Annotated in this window: 25 protein-coding genes; 11 read left to right on the plus strand and 14 right to left on the minus strand. The window is 64.0% G+C overall.

Translation table 11 applies throughout. The annotated features are described in order from the left end of the window. Window positions 1-20 precede the first annotated feature (20 nt). The 5 genes from HHL22_RS10130 to HHL22_RS10150 all read right to left on the minus strand — a co-directional run bounded on the left by HHL22_RS10130 (window position 21) and on the right by HHL22_RS10150 (window position 4,609). Window positions 21-1,160 carry an aspartate aminotransferase family protein gene (locus tag HHL22_RS10130; protein ID WP_169530857.1) on the minus strand — a complete coding sequence of 380 codons (1,140 nt, stop codon included), beginning with the start codon at window positions 1,158-1,160 and terminating at the stop codon, window positions 21-23. Between the two features lie 133 nt (window positions 1,161-1,293). Beyond that, complete coding sequence (locus tag HHL22_RS10135; protein WP_169530858.1) at window positions 1,294-1,560, minus strand: hypothetical protein; 267 nt, start codon at window positions 1,558-1,560, stop codon at window positions 1,294-1,296. Window positions 1,561-1,585: 25 nt separating this feature from the next. Continuing rightward, entirely contained in the window at window positions 1,586-2,572 is a 987-nt protein-coding gene (argC, locus tag HHL22_RS10140) for an N-acetyl-gamma-glutamyl-phosphate reductase (protein WP_169530859.1), read from the minus strand. A 139-nt stretch (window positions 2,573-2,711) separates the two neighbouring features. Beyond that, on the minus strand, window positions 2,712-3,893 hold the full coding sequence (gene argG / locus HHL22_RS10145) for an argininosuccinate synthase (RefSeq protein WP_169530860.1): 1,182 nt from the start codon (window positions 3,891-3,893) through the stop codon (window positions 2,712-2,714). Window positions 3,894-4,030: 137 nt separating this feature from the next. Then, window positions 4,031-4,609, minus strand: a complete 579-nt coding sequence (locus tag HHL22_RS10150) for a GNAT family N-acetyltransferase (protein WP_169530861.1) — start codon at window positions 4,607-4,609, stop codon at window positions 4,031-4,033. Between the two features lie 423 nt (window positions 4,610-5,032). On the opposite strand from HHL22_RS10150, the gene argB reads away from it, so the two are divergent. From argB to HHL22_RS10180, 6 genes are all read left to right on the plus strand, one after another. Then, window positions 5,033-5,815 (plus strand): acetylglutamate kinase, encoded by a 783-nt coding sequence (gene argB, locus HHL22_RS10155; RefSeq protein ID WP_169530862.1) that lies wholly within the window; start codon window positions 5,033-5,035, stop codon window positions 5,813-5,815. 2 nt (window positions 5,816-5,817) lie between these two features. After that, the gene (locus HHL22_RS10160) at window positions 5,818-6,885 is read left to right on the plus strand and encodes a M20 family metallo-hydrolase (protein ID WP_169530863.1); all 1,068 of its coding nucleotides are present in this window, start codon (window positions 5,818-5,820) and stop codon (window positions 6,883-6,885) included. 132 nt (window positions 6,886-7,017) lie between these two features. Further along, a complete protein-coding gene (gene argH, locus HHL22_RS10165; RefSeq protein ID WP_169530864.1) occupies window positions 7,018-8,322 on the plus strand; it encodes an argininosuccinate lyase in 1,305 nt (434 codons plus the stop codon). 115 nt (window positions 8,323-8,437) lie between these two features. After that, a complete protein-coding gene (locus tag HHL22_RS10170; RefSeq protein ID WP_169530865.1) occupies window positions 8,438-11,881 on the plus strand; it encodes a pyruvate carboxylase in 3,444 nt (1,147 codons plus the stop codon). A gap of 32 nt (window positions 11,882-11,913) precedes the next feature. Further along, window positions 11,914-12,630: a hypothetical protein gene (locus tag HHL22_RS10175; RefSeq protein WP_169530866.1), complete on the plus strand. Its 717-nt coding sequence runs from the start codon at window positions 11,914-11,916 to the stop codon at window positions 12,628-12,630. Window positions 12,631-12,661: 31 nt separating this feature from the next. After that, complete coding sequence (locus HHL22_RS10180; protein ID WP_169530867.1) at window positions 12,662-13,972, plus strand: M20/M25/M40 family metallo-hydrolase; 1,311 nt, start codon at window positions 12,662-12,664, stop codon at window positions 13,970-13,972. A gap of 14 nt (window positions 13,973-13,986) precedes the next feature. On the opposite strand, the gene HHL22_RS10185 is transcribed toward HHL22_RS10180, so the two are convergent. The 3 genes from HHL22_RS10185 to HHL22_RS10195 all read right to left on the minus strand — a co-directional run bounded on the left by HHL22_RS10185 (window position 13,987) and on the right by HHL22_RS10195 (window position 16,077). Next, a complete protein-coding gene (locus tag HHL22_RS10185) occupies window positions 13,987-14,478 on the minus strand; it encodes an META domain-containing protein (protein ID WP_169530868.1) in 492 nt (163 codons plus the stop codon). Window positions 14,479-14,681: 203 nt separating this feature from the next. Next, window positions 14,682-15,470 (minus strand): class I SAM-dependent methyltransferase, encoded by a 789-nt coding sequence (locus HHL22_RS10190; protein WP_169530869.1) that lies wholly within the window; start codon window positions 15,468-15,470, stop codon window positions 14,682-14,684. A 154-nt stretch (window positions 15,471-15,624) separates the two neighbouring features. Further along, window positions 15,625-16,077: a hypothetical protein gene (locus tag HHL22_RS10195; protein ID WP_317172643.1), complete on the minus strand. Its 453-nt coding sequence runs from the start codon at window positions 16,075-16,077 to the stop codon at window positions 15,625-15,627. An 85-nt stretch (window positions 16,078-16,162) separates the two neighbouring features. Between HHL22_RS10195 and HHL22_RS10200 the strand changes: the two genes are divergently transcribed. Both HHL22_RS10200 and HHL22_RS10205 read left to right on the plus strand, forming a co-directional pair. After that, on the plus strand, window positions 16,163-17,107 hold the full coding sequence (locus HHL22_RS10200) for a zinc-dependent peptidase (RefSeq protein ID WP_169530870.1): 945 nt from the start codon (window positions 16,163-16,165) through the stop codon (window positions 17,105-17,107). Window positions 17,108-17,198: 91 nt separating this feature from the next. After that, complete coding sequence (locus HHL22_RS10205; RefSeq protein WP_169530871.1) at window positions 17,199-18,629, plus strand: hypothetical protein; 1,431 nt, start codon at window positions 17,199-17,201, stop codon at window positions 18,627-18,629. Window positions 18,630-18,888: 259 nt separating this feature from the next. Here the strand turns inward: HHL22_RS10205 and arsS are convergent, their stop codons facing one another. Next, window positions 18,889-19,938, minus strand: a complete 1,050-nt coding sequence (arsS, locus tag HHL22_RS10210) for an arsenosugar biosynthesis radical SAM (seleno)protein ArsS (protein ID WP_169530872.1) — start codon at window positions 19,936-19,938, stop codon at window positions 18,889-18,891. A gap of 87 nt (window positions 19,939-20,025) precedes the next feature. Then, entirely contained in the window at window positions 20,026-20,358 is a 333-nt protein-coding gene (locus tag HHL22_RS10215; RefSeq protein ID WP_169530873.1) for an arsenosugar biosynthesis-associated peroxidase-like protein, read from the minus strand. Window positions 20,359-20,503: 145 nt separating this feature from the next. Here HHL22_RS10215 and arsM point away from each other — a divergent pair, with 145 nt between their 5' ends. Then, a complete protein-coding gene (arsM, locus tag HHL22_RS10220; RefSeq protein ID WP_169530874.1) occupies window positions 20,504-21,472 on the plus strand; it encodes an arsenosugar biosynthesis arsenite methyltransferase ArsM in 969 nt (322 codons plus the stop codon). Window positions 21,473-21,504: 32 nt separating this feature from the next. Here the strand turns inward: arsM and HHL22_RS10225 are convergent, their stop codons facing one another. Together HHL22_RS10225 and HHL22_RS10230 are read right to left on the minus strand one after the other, a co-directional pair. Next, the gene (locus tag HHL22_RS10225) at window positions 21,505-22,131 is read right to left on the minus strand and encodes a TIGR04282 family arsenosugar biosynthesis glycosyltransferase (protein WP_169530875.1); all 627 of its coding nucleotides are present in this window, start codon (window positions 22,129-22,131) and stop codon (window positions 21,505-21,507) included. Window positions 22,132-22,159: 28 nt separating this feature from the next. Further along, window positions 22,160-22,864: a TIGR04283 family arsenosugar biosynthesis glycosyltransferase gene (locus HHL22_RS10230; RefSeq protein WP_169530876.1), complete on the minus strand. Its 705-nt coding sequence runs from the start codon at window positions 22,862-22,864 to the stop codon at window positions 22,160-22,162. A gap of 113 nt (window positions 22,865-22,977) precedes the next feature. Between HHL22_RS10230 and HHL22_RS10235 the strand changes: the two genes are divergently transcribed. Beyond that, window positions 22,978-23,859 carry a sterol desaturase family protein gene (locus HHL22_RS10235; protein WP_169530877.1) on the plus strand — a complete coding sequence of 294 codons (882 nt, stop codon included), beginning with the start codon at window positions 22,978-22,980 and terminating at the stop codon, window positions 23,857-23,859. A gap of 56 nt (window positions 23,860-23,915) precedes the next feature. On the opposite strand, the gene HHL22_RS10240 is transcribed toward HHL22_RS10235, so the two are convergent. Further along, window positions 23,916-24,440 (minus strand): vitamin K epoxide reductase family protein, encoded by a 525-nt coding sequence (locus HHL22_RS10240; RefSeq protein ID WP_241738004.1) that lies wholly within the window; start codon window positions 24,438-24,440, stop codon window positions 23,916-23,918. 555 nt (window positions 24,441-24,995) lie between these two features. Here HHL22_RS10240 and HHL22_RS10245 point away from each other — a divergent pair. Next, the gene (locus HHL22_RS10245) at window positions 24,996-25,718 is read left to right on the plus strand and encodes a hypothetical protein (protein WP_169530878.1); all 723 of its coding nucleotides are present in this window, start codon (window positions 24,996-24,998) and stop codon (window positions 25,716-25,718) included. A 3-nt stretch (window positions 25,719-25,721) separates the two neighbouring features. On the opposite strand, the gene HHL22_RS10250 is transcribed toward HHL22_RS10245, so the two are convergent. Then, a complete protein-coding gene (locus HHL22_RS10250) occupies window positions 25,722-26,108 on the minus strand; it encodes an MGMT family protein (protein ID WP_169530879.1) in 387 nt (128 codons plus the stop codon). Between the last annotated feature and the right edge of the window lie 47 nt (window positions 26,109-26,155).

A 26,155-nucleotide genomic window follows, 5' to 3' on the forward strand; every position in this document is an offset into this window, starting at 1 on the left:
GACGGGTGCGTTCTATCAGGCTAAGGCAGCGCCTTTTCCGGTACCAGCGCGTACAGCGCTTCCAGGAACCGGTCAACTTCTTCCCGGCTGATGTTGAGTGGCGGCAGCAGCCGCAGCACCGTCGGGTCGGAGGCGTTGCCCACAAAGATACGGTACTCCGAGAGCAACTTGTCGCGGATTTCCTTGACGGGGAAGTCGTACTTGATGCCCAGCATCAAGCCGCGGCCGCGGATTTCTTCGGCGCCGGCGTGGGCCAGCAGCTCGGTGCGGAGGTAGTCGCCTAGGGTGCGGGCGTGCTCCACGAGGTGCTCTTGCTCAATGACTTCCAGCACGGCCAGGGCGGCGGCGCAGGCCAGGTGGTTGCCGCCGAAGGTGGTGCCCAGCAGCCCGTAGGAGGCCTGGAGCGTGGGCGCGATGAGGATGCCGCCGATGGGGAAGCCGTTGCCCATGCCCTTGGCCACCGAGATGATGTCGGGGCGGATGCCGGCCCAATGGTGGGCGAAAAACTTGCCGCTGCGGCCGTAGCCGCACTGCACCTCGTCGGCGATGAGCAGTGCGCCGTACTGCTGGCAGAGCGCCGCCAGCCCGCGCAGGAACTCATCGGCGGGCCTGATGATGCCGCCCACGCCCTGGATGGGCTCGATGATGGCCGCGCACACGTCGCCGGCTTGCAGGGCGGTTTCCACGGCCGCGAGGTCGTAGTCGAGGAAGCTCACGGCGTGGCCGGCGTTGAAGGGGGCCACGATTTTGGGGTTGTCGGTGGCGGCCACCGCGCCGCTCGTGCGCCCGTGAAACGCGCCCCGGAAGGCCAGCACCCGCGTGCGGCCGGTGTGGAAGGAAGCCAGCTTCAGCGCGTTCTCGTTGGCCTCGGCGCCCGAGTTGCACAGAAACAGCGCGTACTCGGGGTAGCCCGACACCTCGCCCAGCTTGGCAGCCAGCTCGCGCTGAATCGGAATCTGCACCGAGTTGGAGTAGAAGCCCAGCTGCCCGAGCTGCTCGGTGAGGCGCTGCACGTAGTGCGGGTGGCTGTGGCCGATAGAAATCACGGCGTGGCCGCCGTAAAAATCCAGGTACTGCTGGCCCTTGTCGTCCCACAGCGTCGCGCCCAGCGCCCGCACCGGCGTAATATCAACCAGCGGATAAACGTTGAAGAGGTTCATTTTAAGTAGTTTCTATGTTTAAAAGAACGTCGGTTAGTTAGAACGTCATGCTGAGCTTGTCGAAGCATCTCTACCACGCCGCCTAGGGCGGCGTCGTTCTGCCAAGATGCTTCGGCAAGCTCAGCATGACGTTCTACTTGGCGTTGTTATCTAATTCCTGTTTTCTACCGAAGAAAAAAGAAGCAAAGAATAACACTGTGAGAATGCCGATTGCGTAATTGACTCTCACAGCGTCTCGCTTAGCTAAATTCTCTTGCTCTATCGCTTCTTGCGGGTTTTGATTATGTATTTCGTAAGTAGTGGTTAAAACACTCATATCCTTCTCATACGCAGCGACGCTAATCCTAGAAACGAGGGCGCATAGAATCAATAAAAACAAAATCACTCTAACTGCTTTCACAAAACTTATTAGCTAATAGCAAATACTAAAAAAACGAGGCCTTTGTCCCTAGGCCCGCTGTCTCCTCGAAGCCGAACAGCAGGTTCATATTCTGGATGGCCTGGCCCGAGGCGCCTTTGAGCAGGTTGTCAAGGGCGGTGGTGATGAGTACCTGGTCGTCGTGCTTGGCCACGTGCACCAGGCACTTATTGGTGTTCACCACTTGCTTGAGGTGGATTTCCTTGCCCGACACCAGCGTGAACGGCGCGGCGCGGTAGTAGTCGGCGTACAGCTGCTGGAGGTCGGGCAGCGGCAGGGCGCAGGTGGTGTATGTAGAGGCGAAGATGCCCCGCGTGAAATTGCCGCGGTAGGGGATGAAGCGCACCGGCTGGTCGAAGCCCGGCTGCAAGGCCACCAGCGTTTCGCCAATCTCGCCCAGATGCTGGTGCGTGAAGGTTTTGTAGGTCGAGATGTTGCCGGTGCGCCAGGTGTAGCCGGTGGTTTCGGCGAGGCCGCGGCCGGCCCCCGTGCTGCCGGTAATGGCCGACACGTGCACCGCCTCGCGCAGCAGCCCGGCCCCAGCCAGCGGCAGCAGCGCCAGCTGAATGGCCGTGGCAAAGCAGCCGGGGTTGGCCACGCTGTCGGCGGCGCGGATGGCCTCGCGGCTCGCTTCGGGCAGGCCGTACACGAAGTGCCGGCCGGTGGCGTCGCGGTCGGCCGCCAGGCGGAAATCGTTGCTCAGGTCGATGACTTTGGTGCGGGCGGGCAGGCGGGCCTGGCCCAGCCACTCGCGCGAGTGGCCGTGGCCCAGGCACAGAAATACTACGTCCTCGTCGCCGCGCAGCTCGCTGGCGAAGGTCAGGTCGGTGTCGCCCAGCAGGTCGTCGTGCACGGCATGCACCGGCTGCCCGGCCTGCGTGGAGCTTACTACCGCGCCGATTTCGGCCTGCGGGTGGTGCAGCAGCAGGCGCAGCAGCTCGCCGGCCGTGTAGCCCGCGCCGCCCACGATGCCGACGGTGATTGGGTTGTTCATAGGGTGCAGCCCCACCCCCCGGCCCCCTCCCCTGCGGGGGAGGGGGAGCCGAGGCAGCGCAGGCGGTTGCGCATAAATGCAGTGCTAAAAAATCGTCAGGCTCCCCCTCCCCCGCAGGGGAGGGGGCCGGGGGGTGGGGCTACTCCAGCGAAGCGTGAATCTTCAACTGATTCCCAAAGATTTTAATAAACCCACGCGCATCGCGCGAATCCCAGGCGTTGTTCTCCTCGCCGTAGGTGGCCACCTTCGATTGCATCATGTCGTACTTCGACTCGATGCCGAGCAACTCGAAATGGTAGGGGCGCAGCTCTACGAACACCGTGCCCGATACACGGGCCTGCGACGACACCAGGAAGGCTTCGAAGTCGCGCATCACCGGGTCGAGGTACTGGGCCTCGTGCAGCAGCGTGCCGTACCAGGTGGCTACCGGCTCCTTGTGCAGCTGCTGCCAGCGCGAGAGGGTGTGCTTTTCGAGCAGGTGGTGCGCCTTGATGAGCAGCAGCGCCGCCGGAGCCTCGAAGCCCACGCGGCCCTTGATGCCCAGGATGGTGTCGCCCACGTGCGTATCGCGGCCGATGGCGTAGGCGCCGCCCAGCTCATTGAGCTGTTGAATGAGGGCTACCGCGCCCATCTTCTCGCCGTTCAGGGCCACCGGCTCGCCGTGCTCGAAGTTGATTTCCAGCTGGCTCGGCTCGGTTTGGGAGAGCTGGGTGGGGTAGGCGCTCTCGGGCAGGGCCTGGCGCGAGGTCAGCGTTTCGACGCCGCCCACACTGGTGCCCCAGATGCCGCGGTTGATGGAGTACTTAGCCTTCTCCCAGCTCATCTCGAAGCCCTGGCTTTGCAGGTACTCGATTTCCTGCTGGCGCGAGAGCTTCTGGTCGCGGATGGGGGTAATTATCTCTACCTCAGGCGCAATTACGGCGAAGGCCACGTCGAAGCGCACCTGGTCGTTGCCGGCGCCGGTGCTGCCGTGCACGATGTAGTCGGCCTGCTCCTGGCGGGCGTACTCGGCGATGGCCAGGGCCTGGAACATGCGTTCGGCGCTCACGCTCAGCGGGTAAGTGTCATTTTTGAGCACGTTGCCGAACAGCAGGTAGCGCAGGCAGTCGTGGTAGTAGCGCTCGGTAATGTCGATGACCTCGTGCTTGGTCGAGCCTAGCTCGTAGGCCCGCTTCTCGATGGCCTTTAATTCCTCTGCCGAGAAGCCGCCCGAGTTCACGATAACGGTGTGGATTTCCCAGCCTTCTTCGCGGGTGAGGTTTACTACGCAGTACGACGTGTCGAGGCCGCCGCTGTACGCTACAATCGCCTTTTTCTTCATTCTAGGGGGTAAAACGGAGTTCTACTCCGCTGCTCGTATGGATAAAAAATGGTTAGGATGTACCGTGGACTCTGTGAGTCCGCGCGTGGTGGCACCTGCCGTTCAAACGCGCGGACTCGTAGAGGCCACGATACAGGCTACTGCACCACGGGCAGCCGCAGCGCCTCGGGTATTTCTACCGCCGGCAGTGGCGCCTCCAGCTTGTCGAAGAGCATGCCGGTGCAGAGGCACATCTTGCGGTCGTTTTCCGTCAGGATGCCGTAGTTCTTGCAGCTTTTGCAGCCCTTCCAGAAGTCCTCGCTGGTGGTCAGCTCCGAGAACGTGACGGGCTCATAGCCCAGGTCGGAGTTGATTTTCATCACGGCCAGGCTGGTAGTGATGCCGAAAATCTTGGCCTCGGGGTACTTGGTGCGCGAGAGGCGGAACACCTCGCGCTTGAGGGCGCGGCCCAGGCCGTGCTTGCGCAGCTCGGTGTTCACCACCAGGCCCGAGTTGGCCACGAACTTGCCGCTCTCGAAGGTTTCGATATAGCAGAAGCCGGCCAGCTCGCCCTCCACGAAGGCGATGACGGCGTTGCCCTGGCGCATTTTCTCGCGCACGTATTCCGGGTCGCGCTTCGCGATGCCCGTGCCCCGCTGCTTGGCCGACTCGATGTACCACTGGCAGAGCAAATCCGCGTACTGCGTATCTGCGGCCGTTGCAACCCGAATTGTCATTATGATTTGAAGGAGAAAGACTTAAGGGAAAGAAACGTAGTTTACCAGCCCTCGCGGCTAAGCGAGCAGGCGGCAGAAAACCCGAACTCTATCGGTTAAGCGCCGGGCAGTCCGTTGATACGAGGACTGGCCCGAAAAAGGCTGACTACGCAAGTCAGCATCCGGCGGGTGAGGCCGGCTAGGGTCGTCGCAGCAACGCGCTGGTCAGCGTGCGCACGCCTTCCGTAGCCCTGGGGGCCGAGGCAGAAAGCTGAAGAGTGGTGCGAGCCAAGAGCGTCATGTGCAAAGCAGCCTAGGGACTAGCGCATTGCTAGCAAACCTAGGGCCATAATTCAGCCGCAAAGGTAAAAGTTTCTACTTTTGCGCACAATAGATGGGCGTGTTAATTTTTGCCGAGCGGGGCAGCCGGTCTAGTTCTACCTCATGGAGCAACAAGCGGTAACGGTATATAAGATTGGCGGGGGCATCATCGACGACGCGCCCGAGCTGCACCAATTTCTGGCGCTGCTGGCCCAGGCGCCGGGCCCCACCATCTTGGTGCACGGCGGCGGCAAAGGCGCCAGCGCCCTAATGCGCCAGCTCGGCCAGGAGCCGGTACTGGTGAACGGCCGCCGCGTGACCGACGCCGCCGCGCTCGACTTGGTGGTGATGTTTTACGCCGGCAAAACCAACAAGGAAGTCGTAGCCCAGCTGCAGGCCCTAGGGGTGAATGCGCTGGGATTGAGCGGCGCCGACGGCAACGTAATTCGCGGCCAGAAACGCCCGGTGAAGGAAATCGACTACGGCTTCGTGGGCGACCTCACGGCGGCCAGCGTCAACCACGAGCTGCTGCTAACGCTGCTGCAAGCGGGCGTTACGCCGGTGCTCTGCCCCATCATCCACGACGGGCAGGGGCAGCTGCTCAATACCAACGCCGACACCATTGCTTCGGCCGTGGCGGTGGCGCTGGCCCCGGTGCTGGACGTGACGCTGCACTACTGCTTCGAGAAGAACGGCGTGCTGCGCGACGTAAATGACAACAATTCGGTAATCCCCGAAATCGACGCCACCCACTACGCCGAGTTAAGGGCGCAAGGCGTCATCGCCGATGGGATGCTGCCCAAGCTCGAAAATGCCTTCGCGGCCCTAGGGGCCGGCGTGCGCCGGGTAATTATCGGCCACGCGCTGCGCCTAGGCTCGGACGTGCAAACGGTGCTGACCACCTAGCCATGTCCATCCCCATCGCCCAATTGGCCGACGATGCCATTGCGCTGCTGCGGCAACTTATCGAGACCCAGTCGTTTTCGCGCGAGGAAGCCGGCACGGCCGACCTGCTGGAGGCGTTTTTGCGGCGGCACGGCATTGCGCCGCGCCGCGCCGGCAACAACGTGTGGGCCGTGAGCCAGAACTGGGACGAGACCAAGCCCACACTGCTGCTCAACTCGCACCATGACACCGTGAAGCCCGGCCCGAGCTGGACCTACCCGCCCCTCGTGGCCACGCTGGAAGGCGACCGGCTAACGGGCCTGGGCAGCAACGACGCGGGCGCCTCGGCGGTGAGCTTGCTGGCGGTGTTTCGGCATTTCTACGACCAGCCCACGGCCTTCAACCTCATCTGCGCCATCACGGCCGAGGAGGAAGTGTCGGGCGCGAGCGGTGTGCGCAGCATCCTGCCCGAGCTGGGGAAAATTGACCTGGGCATTGTGGGCGAGCCGACGGGCATGCACGCCGCCGTGGCCGAGAAAGGCCTGCTGGTGCTCGACGGGGTGGCGCGGGGCCGCACCGGCCACGCCGCCCGCAACGAGGGCGACAACGCGCTGTATAAAGCCCTAGATGACATCGCTTGGCTGCGCAGCTACCAGTTCCCTAGGGTGTCGGAGCTGCTGGGGCCGGTGAAGCTGACGGTGACGCAAATAAGCGCCGGCACCCAGCACAATGTGGTACCCGACGAGTGCCGCTACGTGGTGGACGTGCGCCCCACCGAGTGCTACTCGAACGAGGAAATTCTGGCTACTATTCGTGCCCATGTGCAGGCCGAGATTACGGCGCGCTCCATGCACTTGCAGTCGTCGGGCCTGCCCCTAGGGCACCCGCTGGTGCGAAAGGCTGTGGCTATGGGTAAGACCACCTACGGCTCGCCCACGCTCTCCGACCAGGCGCTGATGCGCTTTCCGACCCTAAAACTAGGTCCCGGCGATAGCGCCCGTTCGCACGCACCCGACGAGTACATCTTACTGAGTGAAATTCGCGCTGGCATTGCCGATTACATCGCGCTGCTGACTGGCTTTGAGTTTTGACAGGGAATTATCCCACTACTATCGGTCATGCTGAGCCTGCCGAAGCATCTCTACCGAACAATGCGTGGTAGAGATGCTTCAGCAGGCTCAGCATGACCGCCTTTTTTGATTTGAAACAGCACTTAATTAACTATGAAAATCTGGGAAAAAGGCTTCTCCGTTAACGATAAGATTGAAAAATTCACGGTGGGTCAGGACCGGGAACTGGACCTGTACCTAGCGCCATTCGATATGCAGGCTTCCAAGGCACAGGCCCGGATGCTGGCCAGCATCGGGCTGATTTCTAAGGAGGAAGAAAGCCAGCTGCTGCAAGGGCTGGACGAACTGCTAGCCCAGGTGGAGGCCGGTAACTTCCAGATTGAGCTCGAGTTTGAGGACGTGCACTCGAAAATCGAGCACTATCTGACCGAGAAGTACGGCGACGCAGGCAAGAAAATCCACACCGCGCGCTCGCGCAACGACCAGGTACTCACGGCCATTCAGCTGTTTATCAAAGACTACTGCGAGCAGATTGGCGGTAAGGTACTGGCGCTGGCTGAGCTGCTGCTGCAACAGGGCGAGCGCTACAAGGACGCCCTGCTGCCTGGCTACACGCACTTCCAGGCGGCTATGCCGAGCAGCTTCGGGCTGTGGTTTGGGGCCTACGCCGAGCACCTGCTGCTGGATATGCACCTGCTGGAGGCCGCCCGCGCCGTGGCCGACCGCAACCCCCTAGGGTCGGGCGCGGGCTTTGGTAGCAGCTTCGCCATCGACCGGGAGCAAACCACGCGCGACATGGGTTTTGGCCAGGTGGCCGTGAGCGCCGTGGGGGCGCAACTGCTGCGCGGCAAAACCGAGAAAACGCTGGCCTTCGCCATTGCGGGCGTGGCGGGCACGCTTAGCAAGCTGGCCTACGACCTAGTGCTCTACAACAGCCAGGATTTGGGCTTCGTGCTGCTGCCCAAGGAGTTCACGACCGGCTCCAGCATCATGCCGCACAAGAAGAATCCCGACGTGTTTGAGTTGGTGCGCGCCCACTGCAACCGCCTGCAGGCCCTACCCAACGACATTATACTGACGATAAATAACCTGCCCAGCGGCTACCACCGTGACTTCCAAATCCTGAAGGAAATCCTGTTTCGGCCCATGGTGCAGTTTGCCGACATTCTGGATATCCTGCTCTTTGCCGTGCCCGCGCTGCAGGTGGTGCCGGGCGTTATCAACCAGCCCAAGTACGACGCCATTTTCTCGGTCGAGAATATCAACCAGCTCATTCAGCAGGGCGTGCCGTTCCGCGATGCCTACAAGCAAGTGGGCCAGGCCGTGGACAGTGACAGCTATCAGCCGCACAAGGAGTTCAGCACCAGCCACCTGGGCAGCGTGCACAACCCCGGCCTAGGGGTGCTGCAAGAGCGGCTGGCGGCCACGCGGGCGCGGCTGCCGTGGGCGCGGGAGTAGAGCCGTACAACGATTGACCCCATCCCCCGGAGGGCGACTTTATTCAATTGAAGTTCGGAATTGTGCAAGGCGGCACCGTAGCTTAGCCTCCCGCTAAACACCTGCCGAAAACGTTATGAAAATCACGAAGCTGCTGGTAGCCAACCGCGGAGAAATTGCCATTCGCGTGTTTCGGGCTGCCTCCGAGCTGGGCATTGCCACGGTGGCCCTCTACACCTACGAGGACCGCTACTCGCTGCACCGCTACAAAGCCGACGAAGCCTACCAGATTGGGCGCGACGACGAACCGCTCCGGCCTTACCTCGACATCGAAGGCATCATCTTGGTAGCCAAGGCTAACGGTGCTGATGCCATCCACCCCGGCTACGGCTTCCTGAGCGAGAACGCCACCCTGGCCCGCCGCTGCCGCGAGGAGAACATCATCTTCGTGGGCCCGCGCCCCGAAGTGATGGAGGCCCTAGGGGATAAAGTAGCCGCCAAGGAGGTTGCCCAAAAGATTGGCGTGCCCCTGATTGAAAGCAGCGAAACCGACCTCATCGACGTGGACGTGGCCCTAGGGGAGGCGCACCGCATCGGCTACCCGGTGATGCTGAAGGCGGCCAGCGGCGGCGGCGGGCGCGGCATGCGCGTGATTCGCGACGACGAGCAGCTGCGCAAGGGCTTCTTCGAGGCCCGCAACGAGGCCCAGAACGCCTTTGGCGACGACACTGTGTTTCTGGAGAAGTTCGTGGAGCGCCCCAAGCACATCGAGGTGCAGCTGGTGGGCGACCAGCACGGGCACCTCACGCACCTCTACGAGCGCGACTGCTCGGTGCAGCGTCGCTTCCAGAAGGTGGTGGAAGTGGCCCCGGCCGTGGGGCTGAGCGAGGACCTGCGCCAGCGCCTCTACGGCTACGCGCTGGCCATCGGCCGGGCCGTGGGCTACGACAACGTGGGCACGGTGGAGTTTCTGGTGAACCCCGAGCTGGACCGCATCTACTTCATCGAGGTGAACCCGCGCATCCAGGTCGAGCACACCGTGACGGAGATGATAACCGGCGTGGACATTGTGAAAACGCAGTTGTTCATCGCCTCGGGCTACCCCCTAGGGGCACCCGAAATCGGCCTGGGCCCCGACGTGGTGGTGCCGCGCATGGGCGTGGCCGTGCAGTGCCGCATCACGACAGAAGACGCCACCAACGACTTCAAGCCCGACTACGGCACGGTGGTGGCCTACCGCTCGGCCGGCGGCTTCGGCATCCGCCTCGACCAGGGCTCGGTGTACCAGGGCGCCGTGATTTCGCCCTTCTTCGACTCGCTGCTGGTGAAGGTATCGACCCAGGCGCCCACCCTGGCCAGCGCCTCGCAGAAGATGCTGCGCACCCTGGACGAATTTCGGGTGCGCGGGGTGAAGACGAACATGCAGTTTCTGCAGAATATCGTCCGCAACCCCGAGTTTCAGGCCGGCGAGGCCACGGTAGACTTCATCAAGGACCACCCCGAGCTGCTCAACTTCAAGACCCGCCTCGACCGCGCTACGCGCCTGCTGGGCTACGTAGGCGAGGTGGTAGTAAACGGCAACCCCGACGTGGCCGGCCGCGCGGACGAGAAGCGGCAGTTCCGCAAGGTGCCGCTGCCGCCCGCCGACCTGAACCAGCCCACGCCCAGCGGCACCCGCCAGATACTGCAGGAGCTGGGCCCCGACAACTTCGGCAAGTGGCTGCGCCAGGAGCCGCTGATTCACTACACCGACACCACGCTGCGCGACGCCCACCAGAGTTTGCTGGCCACCCGCATGCGCACCATCGACATGCTGGCCGTGGCTGGGCGCTTCGCCCAGCTGCACCCGCAGACGTTCTCGCTGGAGGTGTGGGGCGGCGCGACGTTCGACGTGGCCCTGCGCTTTCTGCACGAGGACCCCTGGGCCCGCCTCACGCGGCTGCGGGCAGCCGTGCCCAACATCCTGCTGCAAATGCTCATCCGCGGGGCCAACGGCGTGGGTTACAAGGCCTACCCCGACAACCTCACCGAGCGCTTTGTGGCCGAGGCGGGTGCCAAGGGCATCGACGTGTTCCGCATCTTCGACTCGCTGAACTGGATGAAGGGCATGGAGGCCTGCATCCAGTTTGTGCGCAAGCAAACCACCGGCCTCGCGGAGGGCAGCATCTGCTACACCGGCGACATCCTGGATAAGAGCCGCCCCAAGTACAACCTGCAGTACTACCTGGATTTAGCGCGCCAGCTCGAAGACGCCGGCGCGCACATTCTCTGCATCAAGGACATGGCTGGGCTGCTGAAGCCCTACGCCGCCGCCGAGCTAATCCCCGCCCTGCGCGACACCGTAAAGCTGCCCATCCACCTGCACACTCACGACACCAGCAGTCTGCAGCCCGCCACCTACCTCAAGGCCGTGGAGGCCGGCGTCAATGTCATTGACGTGGCCCTAGGGGGGCTTTCGGGCCTCACCTCGCAGCCCAACTTCAACGCCGTGGTGGAGATGCTACGCCACTCGCCCCGCCACCGCGAGTTCGACCAGCAGAGCCTCAACCAGTTCAGCGACTATTGGGAGGCCATCCGCGAGCAGTACTACCCCTTCGAGAGCGGCCTGCTGGCCAGCACCGCCGAGGTCTACTACCACGAGATACCCGGCGGCCAGTACAGCAACCTGCGCCCCCAGGCGGCGGCCCTAGGGCTGCTCGACAAGTTCGAGGAGGTGAAGCAGCGCTTCCACGACGCCAACTTTATGCTGGGCGACATCCCCAAGGTGACGCCCTCCTCCAAGGTGGTGGGCGACTTGTCGCTATTTATGGTGTCGAACAACCTCACGCCCGACGACGTGCTGCAGCGCGGCGAGAGTTTAAGCTTTCCCGAATCGGTGCGCGAGTTGTTGCGTGGCGACATCGGGCAGCCCCAGGGTGGGTGGCCCCAGGACATTCAGCAGGTGGTGCTCCGGGGCGAGCAGCCCTTCACCGACCGGCCCGGCGAGCACCTCGCGCCCATTGACTTCGAGAAGGAGTGGCCCGAATTTGAGAAGGCGCACCCCTACGCGCAGTTTTCCGACTTTCTTTCCAGCCTGCTCTACCCCAAGGTATTTGCCGACTACTGGCAGTTTCGCCAGCAGTACGGCGACGTGAGCCGCATCCCCACTCCGGTGTTCTTCTTCGGGCTGCAGGAAGGCGAGGAAACCATTATTGAGCTGGCCAAGGGCAAGACCATCATCATCCGCCTGCAAAGCATTGGCCCGGTAAACGAAGAGGGGATGCGTACCGTCTTCTTCACCCTCAACGGCCAGACGCGCAACCTGGAGGTGCGCGACCAGCGGGTGGAGGTAAAAACCGTGCACAACCAGAAAGCCGACCGCGCCAACCCCAAGCAGATTGCCGCCCCGCTGCAAGGCCTGCTGAGCAAGGTGCTGGTGCAGCCCGGCCAGCAAGTGACGAAAAACACCCCGCTCTTCGTTATCGAGGCCATGAAGATGGAAACCACCATCACCGCTCCGCAAGACCTGACGGTGAGCGCCATTGCCCTAGGGGAGGGCGCACGCGTTATGGCCGACGACTTGGTGGTGACGGTGGCCTAGGAACGTCTTACTCGCTTTAACTTATTCATTATATGCTGACCACTAAGCTACTACTGCCGCTCCTGGCTTTGCCCCTGCTCGGCGTCGCGCAGGTTTCGGAGATGAACCGCGACCAGCGCAACGGCTACCTCAACAATGGCTATGCCGTAGCGCCACCCGAGGCATCGGGGGTGCAGGGCAGCGCCTTTTTGGTGCCAGCCTGGCTGCCGGGCACGCTGCAGCTCAACGGGGACGGGGCCCCGCTGAGCGCACCCCTCAAGTACGACATCTACCACCAGGAGCTGCGCGCCAAGCGGCCCGCCGGCGACTCGGTGGTAGTGCCGCTGGCGCGGGTGAAAGAGTTCAGCCTCACGGCTGCCGGACCGGCGCGGCGCTTTGTGTGCTACCCGGCCGCCACGCTGCCCGCCGAGGTAGGCGGCGGCTGCGGCGAGGTGCTGGCCGATGGCTCAGGGCTGCAGCTGCTCAAGTTTCAGCGCAAGGAAGTGGTGAAGCGCGCGGCCGACAACGGCGCTTACGTGTCAACCAACACTGTTTCGGCCCTGGAAGAACAAACGCACTACTACCTGCGCTGGCCGGCTGATGGCCACTTCACGGCCGTGAAGCCCAAGCGCGCCAGCCTGGAGCAGGCCCTGGCCGGGCAGCCCGCCGCCCTGGCTGCCCTCAAGGCGCACAAGGGCAGCCTAGGCACCGAGGCCGAATTGGCGGCGGCCGTGGCGGCCGTGGCGCCCGCCGTGGCCCCCGGCAAATAGCCCCCTACGCCTTCTCCCCTTCTTTTCCGCTATGCGTGCTTTTTTACTGGCTAGTGCCCTAGGGGCTAGCACCTTGCTGGCCCAGGCCCAAACCAAAACCGCGGTGTCGGAAGCCACCGTGCGGCGGGTGCTCACCACCCTGGCGGCCGACGATATGCAGGGCCGCCCCACCGACCAGGCCGGCAACTTGAAAGCAGCCGAGTTTCTGGCCGGCGAATTTAAGCGCATTGGCTTGCAGCCCTTGCCGGGCGCCACCAGCTTCATGCAGGAGTTTCCGGCCTACACCACCTCCCTGACGAGCCTGACCGTAACGCTGAATGGGGCGCCCATTCCAACCGGACAGGCCTTCGCCGTCACCACCCAGCCGCAGCTGAGCTGGACAGCCGCCGACAGCGTGCGCGTGCTGGTGCTGGGCCCCGGCGAAAAGCCGCAGGCGCACTACCGCGAGCTGCTGCGGCCCGAAAAGAACACGCTGGTGCTCTTCGACCCGGCGCAGGCCGCAGCGTTTCAGGCCCTGGTGAAGCAGTTTAAGCAGCCCCGCCTGCGGGCCACCCAGGCGCCTAGCCCCACGTCGAGCGTATGGGTGGTGGCGCCCGCGCCGGCGGGCAAGTCGGCCTTCCGCGTGGCTGCCACCACCACCACGGCCCCCGTGCCGCTGCGCAACGTGGCGGGCTACCTGCCCGGCCGCGACCCCGCCCATCGCGCCGAAGAGGTCATTTTTTCGGGCCACTACGACCACCTGGGCATCATCAAGCCCTCGGCCGAGGGCGACTCTATTGCCAACGGGGCCGACGACGATGCCAGCGGCACCACGGCCGTGGTGGCCCTGGCCGAGTACTTTAAGAAGCGCCACGACAATGCGCGCGCGCTGATTTTTGTGGCCTTTACGGCCGAAGAAATCGGCGGCTTTGGCTCGCAGTACTTTTCGCGCCAGCTCGACCCTAGTCAGCTAGTGGCCATGTTCAACATCGAGATGATTGGCAAGCCGGCCAAGTTCGGGCCCAAAACGGCGTTCATTACCGGCTACGAGCGGTCGGATTTTGGGCCGCTGCTGCAAGCCAACCTCAAGGGCACCGAGTTCAAGTTTGAGCCCGACCCCTACCCCGAGCAGAACCTGTTTTACCGCTCTGATAACGCCACGCTGGCCAAGCTGGGCGTGCCGGCCCACACCATCAGCACCGACCAGATTCCGGACGACAAGCTCTACCACAGCGTAGACGACGAGGTGAGCAGCCTGGACGTCAAAAATATGACGGACGTCATTTCGGCCATTGCGCGCAGCGCCAGCGGCATCGTGGCTGGCCGCCAAACGCCCACCCGCGTGGCCCTCGAAAAGCCCTAGGGCCCTAGGACCGGCTAGCGCGCCGGGGTCGCCTCCAGGCGGGCCAGCGCGGTGCCGCTCCGCTCGGCGTTGCCGTACAGCCACAGCGTATCACCCTGGATGCGGTAGGCGCGGGTGCTTTGCAGGGCCTTAGTAAAGAGCGTTTCGGTGGCCAGGGCCGGGCAGGCCATGCGGGTGCTGACCAGGGGCGAAAACTGCAGCTCGCCGTCGTTGGCAGCGGGCTGCAGCGTGCCCCGGAAGCGGTTGCAGCTGCCCTGGCCCTCGGCGGTGCCGGCGTCGGTTATCTGCAGGTAGGGCTGCTGCCCCCCCACGGTAGAGTCGGCTACAGGCTGGCTGGCAATGCGGCGCAGCACCCAGCGGGTTTCGCGCAGGCGGGCGTCGGGCGTAACCACGGAGGCGGCGGGCACCGGGCCCACCAGGGGCGCCGAGCTGCCCCGGTCGGTGCGCTGGCAGGCGGCACCGGCCACTAATAGGCCCGGTAATAGTATAAAGAATAATGGACGCATATGGAGCTGCTGGCAGTAAAAGGGCCGGCGCGGACTTCTACGTTACTGGCCAGCTAAAAGTGGCAGCCATTTTGGCCTCGCTCACTCAGGAAGTAGCGCAGGCTTATCTTTTTCAGGAGCCCTAGGGCTCCATTTCTTGCCAAATTAGCTTCCAGTTTGGGGGCAGCCAAGGCACAGCACCACGCTACCGCCGGCGGCGCGGCCTAGGCCTCGGTGGCCCCAAGCTTCTCCCCCACGAAGAAATAATGCCGGTAGAGCAGCGACTTGAACCCGAACAGTTGCCGGCGCAGCACCTGGCTGGTGCTGCTGCGCGCCCGCCGCAGCTGCCACCACTGCCAGGGCCACAGCAGCAGCGCCAGGGGCAGGTACAGCAAATCCTCGGTGTAGAAGGCAGTGTATACCACCCGCTTTAGCGCAACGCCATTCACGTCAAACAGGCGCTTCAATTCCTGGTGCTGCACCAGCTGGAAGTTGCCCTCGTGGGGCTCGAACAGCAGCTTGAACCGGCGCACCCGGCCCGAAAAAAGGTACGACAGCCGGTCGCGCACGGTCAGGCAGTTATCGTTGCTGACGAGCAGCAGCCCACCCGGCCGCAGGCGCTGGGCGCAGCCGGCAATAAACTGGGCCGTGTTGGCAAAGCACATGATGCCGCTGATGCTGGTGAGCACCTCAAACGGCGGGTCCTCGACAAACGGCACGGCCCGGCTCAGGTCGGCCACCTGGTAGTGCACCGGGGCGCCGGGCACGGCGGGCGCTACCGGGCGCACATCCACGCCACTCAGGTCGGCCTGCGGAAAAAAGCGCCGCACCTGGGTCAGAAACTCGCCCTCGCCGCAGGGGGCATCCAGCCAGCGCAGGCCCGGCTGCCCCAGGCGCGCGGCCTCGTGGGTGAGCAGGTCGGCCAGCACGGCGCGGTTCACGTGCTTCTGCGTGTTGCCGCGGGGCACTTCGGCTAGCTGGGCCGCCAGGGCGGGTGGAAGGGAGTCGGGCATGGGGTAGCAGGTAGACTAAAGCAGAACGTCATGCTGAGCTTGCCGAAGCATCTCTCCCGCGTACTAACCCTAACGTTTGGAGCTAGTTACGCGGCAGAGATGCTTCGACAAGCTCAGCATGACGTTCTTACTGACTTTCAAGACTGGCGAGGCCCTAGGCGGCCGTCCACACGTCTACCTCGCCTTTGCTGGTGGTGAGGGCGAAGCGGGCGGGGTTGGGGCGCAGCACCAGGCGCACCCGGCCGGGATATTTTTCCGAGTCTATCCACACGCCATCGTCCTTCTGGGCGCTGAGGGCGGCGGGCAGGTAGGCCGTGGGCAGCAGCACGTCGGTATCGGACTTGAGGTCGGCGTGCACTTTTTCCAAGGCTTCTTCCAAGTCGTGGCCGTAGTCGTCGTTGAAGTCGTCTTCGAGGTCGTGCAGGGCCTCTTCCACGTCGTCGTAGCGGGCATCGTCGTAGGTAAGCTGCTGCAGCTCGGCTTTCTTTTCGATGAGGGCGACGAGGGCTTTATTGAGGTCGGCGGCGTTCATATGCGTGTAACTGAGGAGGGCGGCAGAAGTAGCGGTGTGAAGCACAAAGGTGCGCACGAAACGCGAATCGGCCATTTCCGGGCGCGGCGGCCCCTAGGGCCCTCCTTGCCCAAAACCGCCCGCGCGCCCGTTCCGTTAACCCCAGGCCATATTTCTGACCATGCCCCTCCCCTATTTGCTGGCCGGCGCCGCGCTGCTGGCTTTGCTTTACGCCTTCTACCGCTACCTCACGGCCGATGCGCGCCGCCGCCAGGCTGCCCTGGCGGCGCCCTTCCCGCCCGCCTGGCGCCAGCTGCTGGCCGAGCACGTCGCGTTTTACGACGGGCTGGACGCTGCCGAAAAAACCCGCTTCGAGCAGCAGATGCAGCTATTTTTGGCGCGCACCCAGCTCACCGGCATCCAAACCGAGGTCGATGACCTCACGCGGGTGCTCACGGCCGCCTCGGCCGTAATACCCGTGTTTGGGCTGCCCGGCTGGGAGTACCCTACCCTGCACGAGGTGTTGATAGTGCCCGACGCCTGGCAGCTCGAAGCCCGTCCCGACCAAGAGCAGGCGCCGCTGCAAGGCACCCTCCTAGGGTCGGTGCAGGGCTTCCAAACTTCGCAGTACATGCGCCTGAGCAAGGCCGCGCTGGTGCAGGGCTTTGCCGACGCCGATGATGGCCGCAACGTGGGCGTGCACGAGTTCGCGCACCTCGTGGACGAGGCCGATGGGCAGATTGACGGCGTGCCCGGCGCCGTGCTGCCGCCCAGCCTGCGCCAGCCCTGGGCCGAGGTGCTGCACCGCGAGCTGGCCGCCATCCGGGCCGGCCACTCCGACATTGACCCCTACGGCGGCACTAGCGAGGCCGAGTTTTTTGCGGTGGTAAACGAGTATTTCTTCGAGCGCCCCGAGAAGCTGCAGGCGCACCACCCCGAGCTGTTTGAGCTGCTGACCCAGGCGCTGCACCAGCACCCCGAGCACACCTACGCCGCCCGCCCCGGCCACCTCGACCCGCGCCAGTGGCTGCGCCAGTTGCGGGGTAAAAAGAAGACCCTAGGGCGTAACTCGCCCTGTCCCTGCGGTTCGGGCAAGAAGTACAAGGACTGCCACCTGGGCCACTAGGCCACCCTGCCGTAGCGCTTAAGCTGGGTAGCGGGCGCTGCAACTTAGCTGAACCATTCGCATATTTGGGGTTAGTTACTTAACCACCTATATGCATCCAGCTATCCTTACGGGTTTTCTAGTTATTAGCAGTCTGGCCGCGCAGGCGCAAGCCTATTACCTCAGCCTGGCCGCCACTCCCATGCCGCTGGTGGACTGCCCGGTGGCCGTGGAGCAGGTGCTGGACGGGCGCGGGCAGCAGGCCGCCATTGGCTTTGTGTATCGCGGCCTAGGCAACAAGCCGGCGGCGGTGCTTTTTAAGCGCGGCCTAGGGCCCGAGCTAACCGACTACCTGCACGCCCAACTAGCCACCCGCGCTGCCGACCACCCCGTGGTACTGTGCCTGCGCCAGCTGCGCGTGAGCGAGGAGCTGGGCAGCCTGCGCGAGCAAGCCAACGCCGACCTGGCCGCCGATGTGTACGAGCACCTGCCCGATGGCTACCACTTTGTGCAGAGCGTGGGCGCGCACACCAGCGCCCACGGCCTCGACCTGACCAGCGAGCACGCCAGCCACTTGGCGCAGCTGCTGGCGCAGTGCCTCAACCAACTCACCCAGGCCGACTGGCCGGCCGTTACTGCCCGCCCGGCCCTGCCGCTGGCGCAGCTGCCCGCCGATGCCCCAGCCAGCCTAGGCCCCGCCGGTCGCCGAAGCCCCGGCGCGGCCATCCTGCGCGAGGCGCCGCGGCGGGGCATCTACCACGGCTTCGAGCAGTTTTTGGCCAACCGGCCCGATACCACCCTGGCTTTCCAGCTCGACACCCTGCAGCTACGCCATAAAAGTGCCCTGGCCACCCGCAAGTGGCTGGGCGTGGCCCGCGTGCGCCCGCTACCCACCCAGCGCGGCACCGCCCTGCCCGCCGAGCTCTGGGGCTTTTCTACGGGGCAGCAGCTGTTTGTGCGGCACCACCAGCACTATTTCCCGCTGATGCGCCAGGGCAGTTTTTTCACGTTTGTGGGCGAAGCGCCGGTCGATTTGGAATATGCCCACGCGCGCGCCGAGGCCCAGGGCCACGCCATGATGATGGCCGGCGCGGTGGGGGCGGGCGTGGCGCCAGTGCGGGCCACCGACCACACGGCCGAGCCCATGGCCTACGCCGTGGACATGCGCACGGGCGGGCTGGCGCCCTTCCCCGGCCTAAACGCCGGTGACCCGTTTCGCCTCGATACGGCCTACGTGTACGTGTACCGGCCGGCGGCCCCCACCCCCGGCCCGGCGGCCGTGCGCGTACTGCTAAACGACCAGGTAGCTGGCAGCCTAGGGCCCGGCGAGTACCTGGAGCTGCCCTGGCCCGCCTACGCCCGCCCCCTGCGCCTGCGCCTCGAGGGCTTGCCCGGCCCTAGCCCTTGCCAATACCTGGTGCCCAACGCCCGGCGCCGCAACTACCTGCGCCTCACGCCTACTACCCCCGCCCAAGCTTGGCAGTGGGTGGCGCCCGCGCAGGGGGAGGCCGACCTCGACGAGCTGGACAGGCTACGTAAGTAAAGCCGTTTTGAAGTCAGCCTCGCCCCTACACTAACTATGAATTAGACCTGTTCCCAAATTAAACTACCCGAAAAAGAACGTCATGCTGAGCGCAGCCGAAGCATCTCTACCGCGTAACTAACTCCTGGCGTTAGGATTACTTATGCGGTAGAGATGCTTCGGCTGCGCTCAGCATGACGTTCTTTTTCGGGTAGTTTAATTTGGGAACAGGTCTATTCGCTATAAATAATCAAAAAATAGCGCCAGCCACTACCTAGGGCTAGGCCACGGTGCCGCCGCAGCTGGAGCCCGCGCCCGCCGTGCAGCCGTAGCAGTGCTCGTTGACCACGATGGCGCGCCGGGCTAGGGCCGCCGCGTCGAAGTCGCGGATGTGCTGGCTGCTGGGGCTGGCCACGGGCAGGTCGAGCATCTGGTTGAAGTCGCAGTCGTAGAGTCCCCCGTCCCAGCTTACCGAGAGCGTGTCGCGGCACATCACGGCGGCGGCGGCGGCGGGGTTGAAGGCCGTCACGAGCTTCTCCATGTAGCCGGCATAGTTGCCCGACGCGAGAAGGTAGTCCAGGAAGCGGCTGACTGGCAGGTTAGTGATGGCGTAGAGGCTGTTGAAGACAATGCCAAAATCCTTGAGCAGCGCCTGCTTGAACTGCCGCTCCAGCCCCGCCTGCGGGCCGGGCATGAAGGCACCGGCCGGGTTATATACCAGGTTCAGCACCAGGCCACTGCCGGGCTGGCCGTAGCCCACGGCATTGAGCATCCGCAGCGCCCGGATGGAATCGGCAAACACGCCGTCGCCGCGCTGGCGGTCGGTTTTATCGGCCGAGTAAAAAGGCAGCGAGCTAATTACCTCCACGCCGTGCTGCCGGAAAAACTCAGGCAAGTCGTGGTACTTCTTGTTGGCCACGATGATGGTTAGGTTGCAGCGCACCAGTATTTTGCGGCCTAGCTTGCTGATTTCTGCCACCAACCACCGAAAATTGGGGTTCATCTCGGGCGCGCCACCCGTCAGGTCTACCGTGGGAATATCGGTTTGGGCCAGCGCGTCGAGGCAGAGCTGCATCGTTTCGCGGGTCATAATCTCCTTACGGTCCGGACCGGCATCGACGTGGCAATGCTTGCATACCTGATTGCACATCTTGCCCACGTTGAGCTGCAGCACGGCCGGGGCCACCGGCCGTAGCGGCAGCAAGCCCGCCGCCGCCAGCTTTTGGTGAAACCGGGGCAGGTGCGCCGTGGCCGCCGCCTCCTGGCTCAGCACCGTGAGCTGAAAGGCCGCGTCGGCCAGCTGGTGGCCGGTGGCTTTAAGTGATTTCATGGCGCAGTCAGTTGTTCGTCGTTAATGCAAAGCCCGTTATGCTGCGCTTGCCGAAGCACAACGGGCTTTACCTGGCAACAGCCCTAGTTACATCGATAATTCCTTGGCTTTGTTCATCATCTGCACGCCGTGGACCAGCGTAGAGCCGCCCCGAATGGCCGCGGCCACGTGCACGGCTTCCATCATTTCGGCCTCGGTGCAGCCTTTTTCGAGCGTGTCGGTGGTGTAGGCGTCGATGCAGTAGGCGCACTGCACGGCGTGCGCCACGGCCAGGGCAATGAGGGACTTTTCGCGGGCCGTGAGGGCGCCTTCGGCAAATACGGCGCCGTAGTAGGCGAAGAACTTATCGGCAAATTCTTTCTGAAACTCCGCGATGTTGCCAAACTTCTTGAGGTCGGCGGGGTCGTAGTAGGTAGCCATAAACTAAAAGCGTGGGAGTGGGTGTAGGTAGCGGCTGCCAGTGGCAGCAACTGCTTAGAAAGTGACAAGATAACGCTCACTACGCCCACTTTTTTGCCTTATCCCGCGCTGGCTCCCGTCAAAAAACCCTATTCTTTATTTGTTTATGAGCTATTTAGCCACCACCGCCGACGTGTACCGCCAGGCGGCTCAGGAGCCCCAGGTGGGCTTATGCTGCACCACCAACCCCGTGTGGCAGCTGCCGGGCCTGCGCATTCCGGCGCGCATGCTCGCCATGAATTACGGCTGCGGCAGCACCGTCAACCCCCGCGACCTAACCAACTCGCCCACGGTGCTGTACGTGGGCGTGGGTGGCGGCATGGAACTGCTGCAGTTTGCCTATTTCAGCCGGCGGCCGGGGGCCGTGCTTGGGGTAGACGTAGTGCCCGAGATGCTCGCCGCCGCCCGCGAAAATATGCACACCGCGGCCGCGCAAAACGACTGGTTCCGCCCGGAGTTTATTGACTTGCGGGAAGGCGACGCGCTGCACCTGCCCGTGGCCGACGAGAGCGTGGACGTAGCCGCCCAAAACTGCCTGTTCAACATCTTCAAAACCGACGACCTGCGCCAGGCCTTGCAGGAAACCTACCGCGTGCTCAAACCCCACGGCCGGCTGGTGATGTCGGACCCCACTTGCGAGCAGCCCCTGAGCCCCGAGCTGCGGGCCGACGAGCGCCTGCGGGCCCTGTGCCTCACGGGCTCGCTGCCGCTCCAGGAGTACCTGGACTTGATAACCAGCGTAGGCTTTGGCACGGTGGAAGTGCGGGCGCGGCGGGCCTACCGCGTGCTTTCGCCCCGGCACTACGCCACCCACGAGCTACTTTACATCGAAAGCGTGGAGGTGTGCGCCATCAAGGACCCCATGCCCGCCGACGGGCCGTGCATCTTCACGGGCCGCACGGCCATCTACTACGGCCCGGCCGAATATTTCGACGACGACCAGGGCCACGTGCTGTTGCAAAACCAACCCCTAGGCGTATGCGACAAAACGGCGGCCGCGCTGCTCGGCCTGGGCCGGGATGATATTTTCGTGTCGCCGCCCACTTACTTCTACGACGGCGGGGGCTGCTGCTAGGGCGGCGGTGTGGCCGCGCCGGCTTCCCTGATTTAGCTGGCACTGGCTCCGCGCCAGGCATGCAAGTCGCGGGCCGCATCAACGTCGGCCAGGGTGGGTAATTGGGCCACGCGCAGGTTCAAGCGGGTTGCGTCGGCCAGGGTATCGGCTAGCACGGTGGCCGTGCTCCACTGTTTATTGGCAAACAAGTCATCGTGCAAGTGCTTCATGGCCAGTAAGTAGTAGCCGCCATCGGTGGCGGGGCCTACTACCACGTCGTGCGTCGCTAGCAGGTCGCAGGCTTGTTGCAGCACGGTGGCCGTCAGCCCTGGGCAGTCGGTGCCAATGATGAGCACGCGGGCCGCGCCGGCCGCGAAAGCCTCGGCAAAAGCGTAGCGCATGCGCTCGCCGAGCGAAGCGGCGGGCGGCTGCACGCGCCAGGGTAGGCCCACCCATTCGGGCCGGGGCTGGGCGGGGCTGGCGGGCGGCGTGGGCGCTTCGGCCAGCCACACGGTGGCGGGAAGTTGGGCGGCGGCCACGGCGGTGGCCGTCAGGGCCAGCAGCTCGCGGTAGGTGGCGAGCGCCGCTACGGGGCCAATATCAGCCGCCAGGCGGGTTTTGACCTGGCCCAGCACGGGCTCGCGGGCAAAGATGAGCAGGTGTTCGAGCGAAGCAGCCATAGCAACTTAACTGGCAACTGGAAAAAACCTACAGCTTGCCCTGCCGAATCAACCGCCGGTACAGCCGCACCAAATTAGCCTGCGACACGCCAACCCAGTAGAGCAGTACGATAAGCGTAAAAATGCCTTGCAGCCGGAACACGCCGTTGGCCAGGTACTTGCGGGCCGAGGTGGTAACGGCCCGCGGCAGGAGCCGGAAGGGCGCGCGGGCGCGCAGGCGCGCCACTAGCTCCTGGTCTTCCATCACCTGCAAGTCTTCGCGGTAGCCACCCAGCTGCGCAAACAGCTCGCGGCGCACAAACAGGCTCTGGTCGCCGAAGCGCAGGAAGGTGAACGGCAAGCGGGTGCACCACGCGCTGAAGCGCAAAAACCAGTGCCGATGGTCGAAAGCCAGCCGGTAGCAGCCGCTGCCGTAGCCTTGCGCTACGGCCTGGCGCAAATCGGCCAGAAAGCCCGGTGGCGGGTAAGAATCGGCGTGCAGAAAATACAGTAGGTCGCCCCGCGCCTGCTGGGCGCCGTAGTTCAGCTGGGCGGCGCGGCCTTTGCGCGGGCTGCGCAGCACCGTGGCCCCGGCCTGCCGGGCCTGAGCTACCGTGGCGTCGGTGCTGCCGCCATCGATTACCAGCAGCTCGAGGATTGGCTCGCCCGCCTGCGCCCGCAGGTAGCGTAGCAGCTGCCCGATGCTGGCCGCCTCGTTATAGGTAGGAAGAATGATGCTAACCGACTCTGGCACTAACCTGGGTGCAAGCTGCGGGAGGGGAGCTTGCCAGGCCGAAAGTACGCGCGCCGGGCAACCTGCCGGCTAGCGTTAGGGTTATAGCCCCTACTGGTTCCTTCACCTGCTTCATGAAGATTTTCCCCGTTGCCCACCCGCTGCTCAAGCGTTTCGACCGCTGGGCCGGGCCCGCGCTGGCGGGCCTTGCCCTAGGCCTGCTGCTGCTCGAAACCACCCGCCCCCTGCGCCGCCGCACCCGCCCCCGTACCGAGCGCTGGGTGCGCAACGTGCTGCTGGCGGCCCCGTCGCTGCCCGCTATGCGCCTGACGCTGCTGCCCGCCATGGTGGGCCTGACGCAGCTGGCTGGCCCGCGCCGCATGGCCCACCAAGCCGGCCGGCTACCCGCCCCCCTGCGGCTGGCGCTGGAAGTGCTACTGCTTGACTACCTGGGGTATACCTGGCACCGGCTGCTGCACTCGCCGCTGCTGTGGCGGCTGCACCGCGTGCACCACTGCGACCTGGATATGGACCTGACCACGGCGTGGCGCTTTCACTTCGGCGAGATGCTGGCCAGCATTCCGTATCGCGCTGGCTTGCCGGCAGTGCTGGGCGTGCGGCCGGCCACGGTGCTGGCCTACGAAGTTGTGTTTGAAGCTTTTACCGCCTTCCAGCACAGCAACTGGCGCTTGCCCATTGCCCTGGAGCGTCAGCTGGCCCCGTGGCTAATGACGCCGCGGCTGCACGGCATCCACCACTCCATGGTGCACCGCGAAACCCAGAGCAACTACGGCATCGTGCTGATGCTGTGGGACTGGCTGCACCGCACCCGCCGCCTTGACGTGCCCCAGCAGGCCATTACCATTGGGGTGCCCGCCCTGGCCGACCCCGCTGCCCAGACTGCGGGGCAGCTCCTTGCCCTGCCCCTAGCCCCGCTCGAGCCCTGGGCTCGCCCCGATGGCTCGGAGCCGCAGCCCACCCCCGCGCCCACGCCGCCGCAGGTGCTGGCGGCATAAAAAGTGGCGGGAAATACTAAACGTATTTGCTGCGCTCGCAGACCGTTTCTAATCCGTTAGGCAGCCTGGCGCTTTTTGCCAAAAATCGTTTTAGAGGCTTTGAGCGCTTCGGGCACGGCCAGCACTGCCGCCACCGTGGCGGCAACGGTAGAAGTCTGGCAATAGAAGCAGAGCTTCTTATTAGTTTGCCATTCTTCGCGGCCCAGCTGCACGTTGGTGACCAAGTCGATAAGAGTTTTACCCAGCAGGGCTACCGGCAGCCACGGCAACTCCTGCGCGCGCGCCTGGCCACCCGCTGAGGCCAGCACCGCCGTGATGCCCCCCGTGACAATCATCGCGGGGGCGTCGGGCATTTGCAGGCGCTTGTAAGCGTAGTCGGAAGCATCAACCTTGTCGGAATCGAAAACCGGCAGGGGTGGGTCGGGCAGGTGCCGAATAACGCCCGTCTGGTACAGCGTCACGATTTGGCCGGCCGCTACCGTGACCAGGGAAAGGCCAATTATCCAGCGGCGGCGCGTAAGGTCGGCGCTTTGCCCCAGGCGTAGTTGGCGCGATAGTTCGGTAGGAGGCAGAGTTGGCATAAGACGCGGGAATAGCTGGTTGAGTACGCTACGATGGAGGGGCGGGTTATGAGCAGAAAAGAACTGCGCCTAGGGCCTTGCCCTGACAAAAGGGGAACCGGTTATGGATAGTCCTGGTACAGTTTCCAAATTCGACTACTGATTTCGCAGCACTTCCCGGTTTAGCGTACCTGTGCCGTGAACTAACGCCGAGCTGCCCTAGGGATGCTTTACGCCAGGCAAGCGTATTCGGCAGCTTTAGGAGAAGGGGCGGCAGCCGCCGATACCCTAAAAAATTCACCAGCGCCCAGGCTGCTACCCGGTTCGCCGCTTCGGTTTCGTTTGTCGGTAAGCTACCTAAGTGCCAGCCTAGTAGCTCGGTAGCTACTTCGCCTTGAGCAAGCAAAAGACCCTAGGGCACAACTCGCCCCGCCCCCGCTGCCGGCCGGCCAACTGCGTTCGGTCTGACGCGGCGCTGGCCCAGGCTGCACTAGCAAAAGGCGGTCTTATATTGCTCACTTTATAAGTAGCAAGCTACGCCCCTACTGTGCCCTGACTGCGAATTTGCGCTTAATCATGCGGTTTACTTATCGATGCCTGGTCTTTTGGGGGAGCCTGTTAGCAAGTCAGCTGGCCAGCGCGCAAGCTGCTCCGAGTGCTACCTCCATAGAGAATCTGCCACTCACGTACTGCACCGCCTTACCCCGCGCCGACGTTGCGCATTGGGATGACGACTATGCCCGCTATGCCCATTTTCTGACGCCCGAAATCCGGCGCACGCAGCTAGGACTAGCTTCTGTGCGGGAGGGCGTGCACTACTGGTTCTGCCGGCCGGCTGCTACCGCCCATGCGCAGCTCGATACGCTCACGCGCGTGGCCGACCCCCAGCTGCTGCAGGGCCGCTGGCGCAGCGTATTGATGCGCACCATTGCACACACCGATTCGGCTGCGCTGCTGGATAAACGGATATACCGCAGCGTGCAACTGCTGCCGCATCCGGAGGCAGATACTGGCCAGAACGAATTGCTAACAGCCGATGGGCACGTAACGCAATTTATGGCACCGGCGGGGGCGGCGCTCAAAAAAGAGGGTCGCCGAAAATACGAGTTGGTCAGTGGCCGCTACCTCTTGCTGTACGGGTTGAGCAAAGCGGGGGGCGGCGTCTGCCAGGTCGGGCTCGATGGGCAAGGTCGGCTTATCCTGCACACCTACGGCGTAACCGAGCGCAAAATTCCTGGTCAGTACGTGACGTACCGCACCGTGCTAAGCCAAGTAATCTACGAGCGGCTCCCACAGTAGCCGCTACTCCAGCTCTTTGCTCGGGTCCCAGAACAGCCGGTTGAAGTCTACCACAGTGGCATCTTCCACGCGCACGCCCTCGGCCTCTAGGCGCTCCTGCATGGCGGTGGGGGTGGGAAAATGGTGGCGGCCCGACAACTGCCCGAGGCGGTTGATGACGCGGTGGGCCGGCACGGGGTGCTCGCGCTTGGCCGTGAGCGCGTCGAGGTTGCTGGCGTTGAGGGCGTAGCCCACGGCGCGGCTGCCCTGCCGGGTGCCCAGGTAGTGCGCAATAGCGCCGTAGGTGCTCACGCGGCCCGGCGGAATGAGGCGCACCACCTCGTACACGTCGTGGAAAAAGTTGCGCTCGGTGGGCGGGGTGGAGGGCGGCGGGGCGGCGGGCTTCTTCATGGGCTGAAAATACGTAGCGGGCGCAACCTCGGCCGGCTTGGACTGTC

The sequence above is a fragment of the Hymenobacter polaris genome (assembly GCF_012927305.1).
Lineage (GTDB): Bacteria > Bacteroidota > Bacteroidia > Cytophagales > Hymenobacteraceae > Hymenobacter > Hymenobacter polaris.

Excerpts from the sequence above, each read along its gene's own strand:
- argG (WP_169530860.1), bottom strand. The coding sequence starts at position 3,893 with ATGAAGAAAAAGGCGATTGTAGCGTACAGCGGCGGCCTCGACACGTCG.
- argH (WP_169530864.1), top strand. The coding sequence starts at position 7,018 with ATGAAAATCTGGGAAAAAGGCTTCTCCGTTAACGATAAGATTGAAAAA.
- arsS (WP_169530872.1), bottom strand. The coding sequence starts at position 19,938 with ATGAAATCACTTAAAGCCACCGGCCACCAGCTGGCCGACGCGGCCTTT.
- argB (WP_169530862.1), top strand. The coding sequence starts at position 5,033 with ATGGAGCAACAAGCGGTAACGGTATATAAGATTGGCGGGGGCATCATC.
- HHL22_RS10150 (WP_169530861.1), bottom strand. The coding sequence starts at position 4,609 with ATGACAATTCGGGTTGCAACGGCCGCAGATACGCAGTACGCGGATTTG.
- HHL22_RS10235 (WP_169530877.1), top strand. The coding sequence starts at position 22,978 with ATGAAGATTTTCCCCGTTGCCCACCCGCTGCTCAAGCGTTTCGACCGC.
- HHL22_RS10250 (WP_169530879.1), bottom strand. The coding sequence starts at position 26,108 with ATGAAGAAGCCCGCCGCCCCGCCGCCCTCCACCCCGCCCACCGAGCGC.
- HHL22_RS10205 (WP_169530871.1), top strand. The coding sequence starts at position 17,199 with ATGCATCCAGCTATCCTTACGGGTTTTCTAGTTATTAGCAGTCTGGCC.
- HHL22_RS10185 (WP_169530868.1), bottom strand. The coding sequence starts at position 14,478 with ATGCGTCCATTATTCTTTATACTATTACCGGGCCTATTAGTGGCCGGT.
- HHL22_RS10245 (WP_169530878.1), top strand. The coding sequence starts at position 24,996 with ATGCGGTTTACTTATCGATGCCTGGTCTTTTGGGGGAGCCTGTTAGCA.
- HHL22_RS10170 (WP_169530865.1), top strand. The coding sequence starts at position 8,438 with ATGAAAATCACGAAGCTGCTGGTAGCCAACCGCGGAGAAATTGCCATT.
- HHL22_RS10160 (WP_169530863.1), top strand. The coding sequence starts at position 5,818 with ATGTCCATCCCCATCGCCCAATTGGCCGACGATGCCATTGCGCTGCTG.
- HHL22_RS10240 (WP_241738004.1), bottom strand. The coding sequence starts at position 24,440 with ATGCCAACTCTGCCTCCTACCGAACTATCGCGCCAACTACGCCTGGGG.
- argC (WP_169530859.1), bottom strand. The coding sequence starts at position 2,572 with ATGAACAACCCAATCACCGTCGGCATCGTGGGCGGCGCGGGCTACACG.
- HHL22_RS10190 (WP_169530869.1), bottom strand. The coding sequence starts at position 15,470 with ATGCCCGACTCCCTTCCACCCGCCCTGGCGGCCCAGCTAGCCGAAGTG.
- HHL22_RS10180 (WP_169530867.1), top strand. The coding sequence starts at position 12,662 with ATGCGTGCTTTTTTACTGGCTAGTGCCCTAGGGGCTAGCACCTTGCTG.
- HHL22_RS10225 (WP_169530875.1), bottom strand. The coding sequence starts at position 22,131 with ATGGCTGCTTCGCTCGAACACCTGCTCATCTTTGCCCGCGAGCCCGTG.
- HHL22_RS10195 (WP_317172643.1), bottom strand. The coding sequence starts at position 16,077 with ATGGCCGATTCGCGTTTCGTGCGCACCTTTGTGCTTCACACCGCTACT.
- arsM (WP_169530874.1), top strand. The coding sequence starts at position 20,504 with ATGAGCTATTTAGCCACCACCGCCGACGTGTACCGCCAGGCGGCTCAG.
- HHL22_RS10200 (WP_169530870.1), top strand. The coding sequence starts at position 16,163 with ATGCCCCTCCCCTATTTGCTGGCCGGCGCCGCGCTGCTGGCTTTGCTT.
- HHL22_RS10175 (WP_169530866.1), top strand. The coding sequence starts at position 11,914 with ATGCTGACCACTAAGCTACTACTGCCGCTCCTGGCTTTGCCCCTGCTC.
- HHL22_RS10215 (WP_169530873.1), bottom strand. The coding sequence starts at position 20,358 with ATGGCTACCTACTACGACCCCGCCGACCTCAAGAAGTTTGGCAACATC.
- HHL22_RS10130 (WP_169530857.1), bottom strand. The coding sequence starts at position 1,160 with ATGAACCTCTTCAACGTTTATCCGCTGGTTGATATTACGCCGGTGCGG.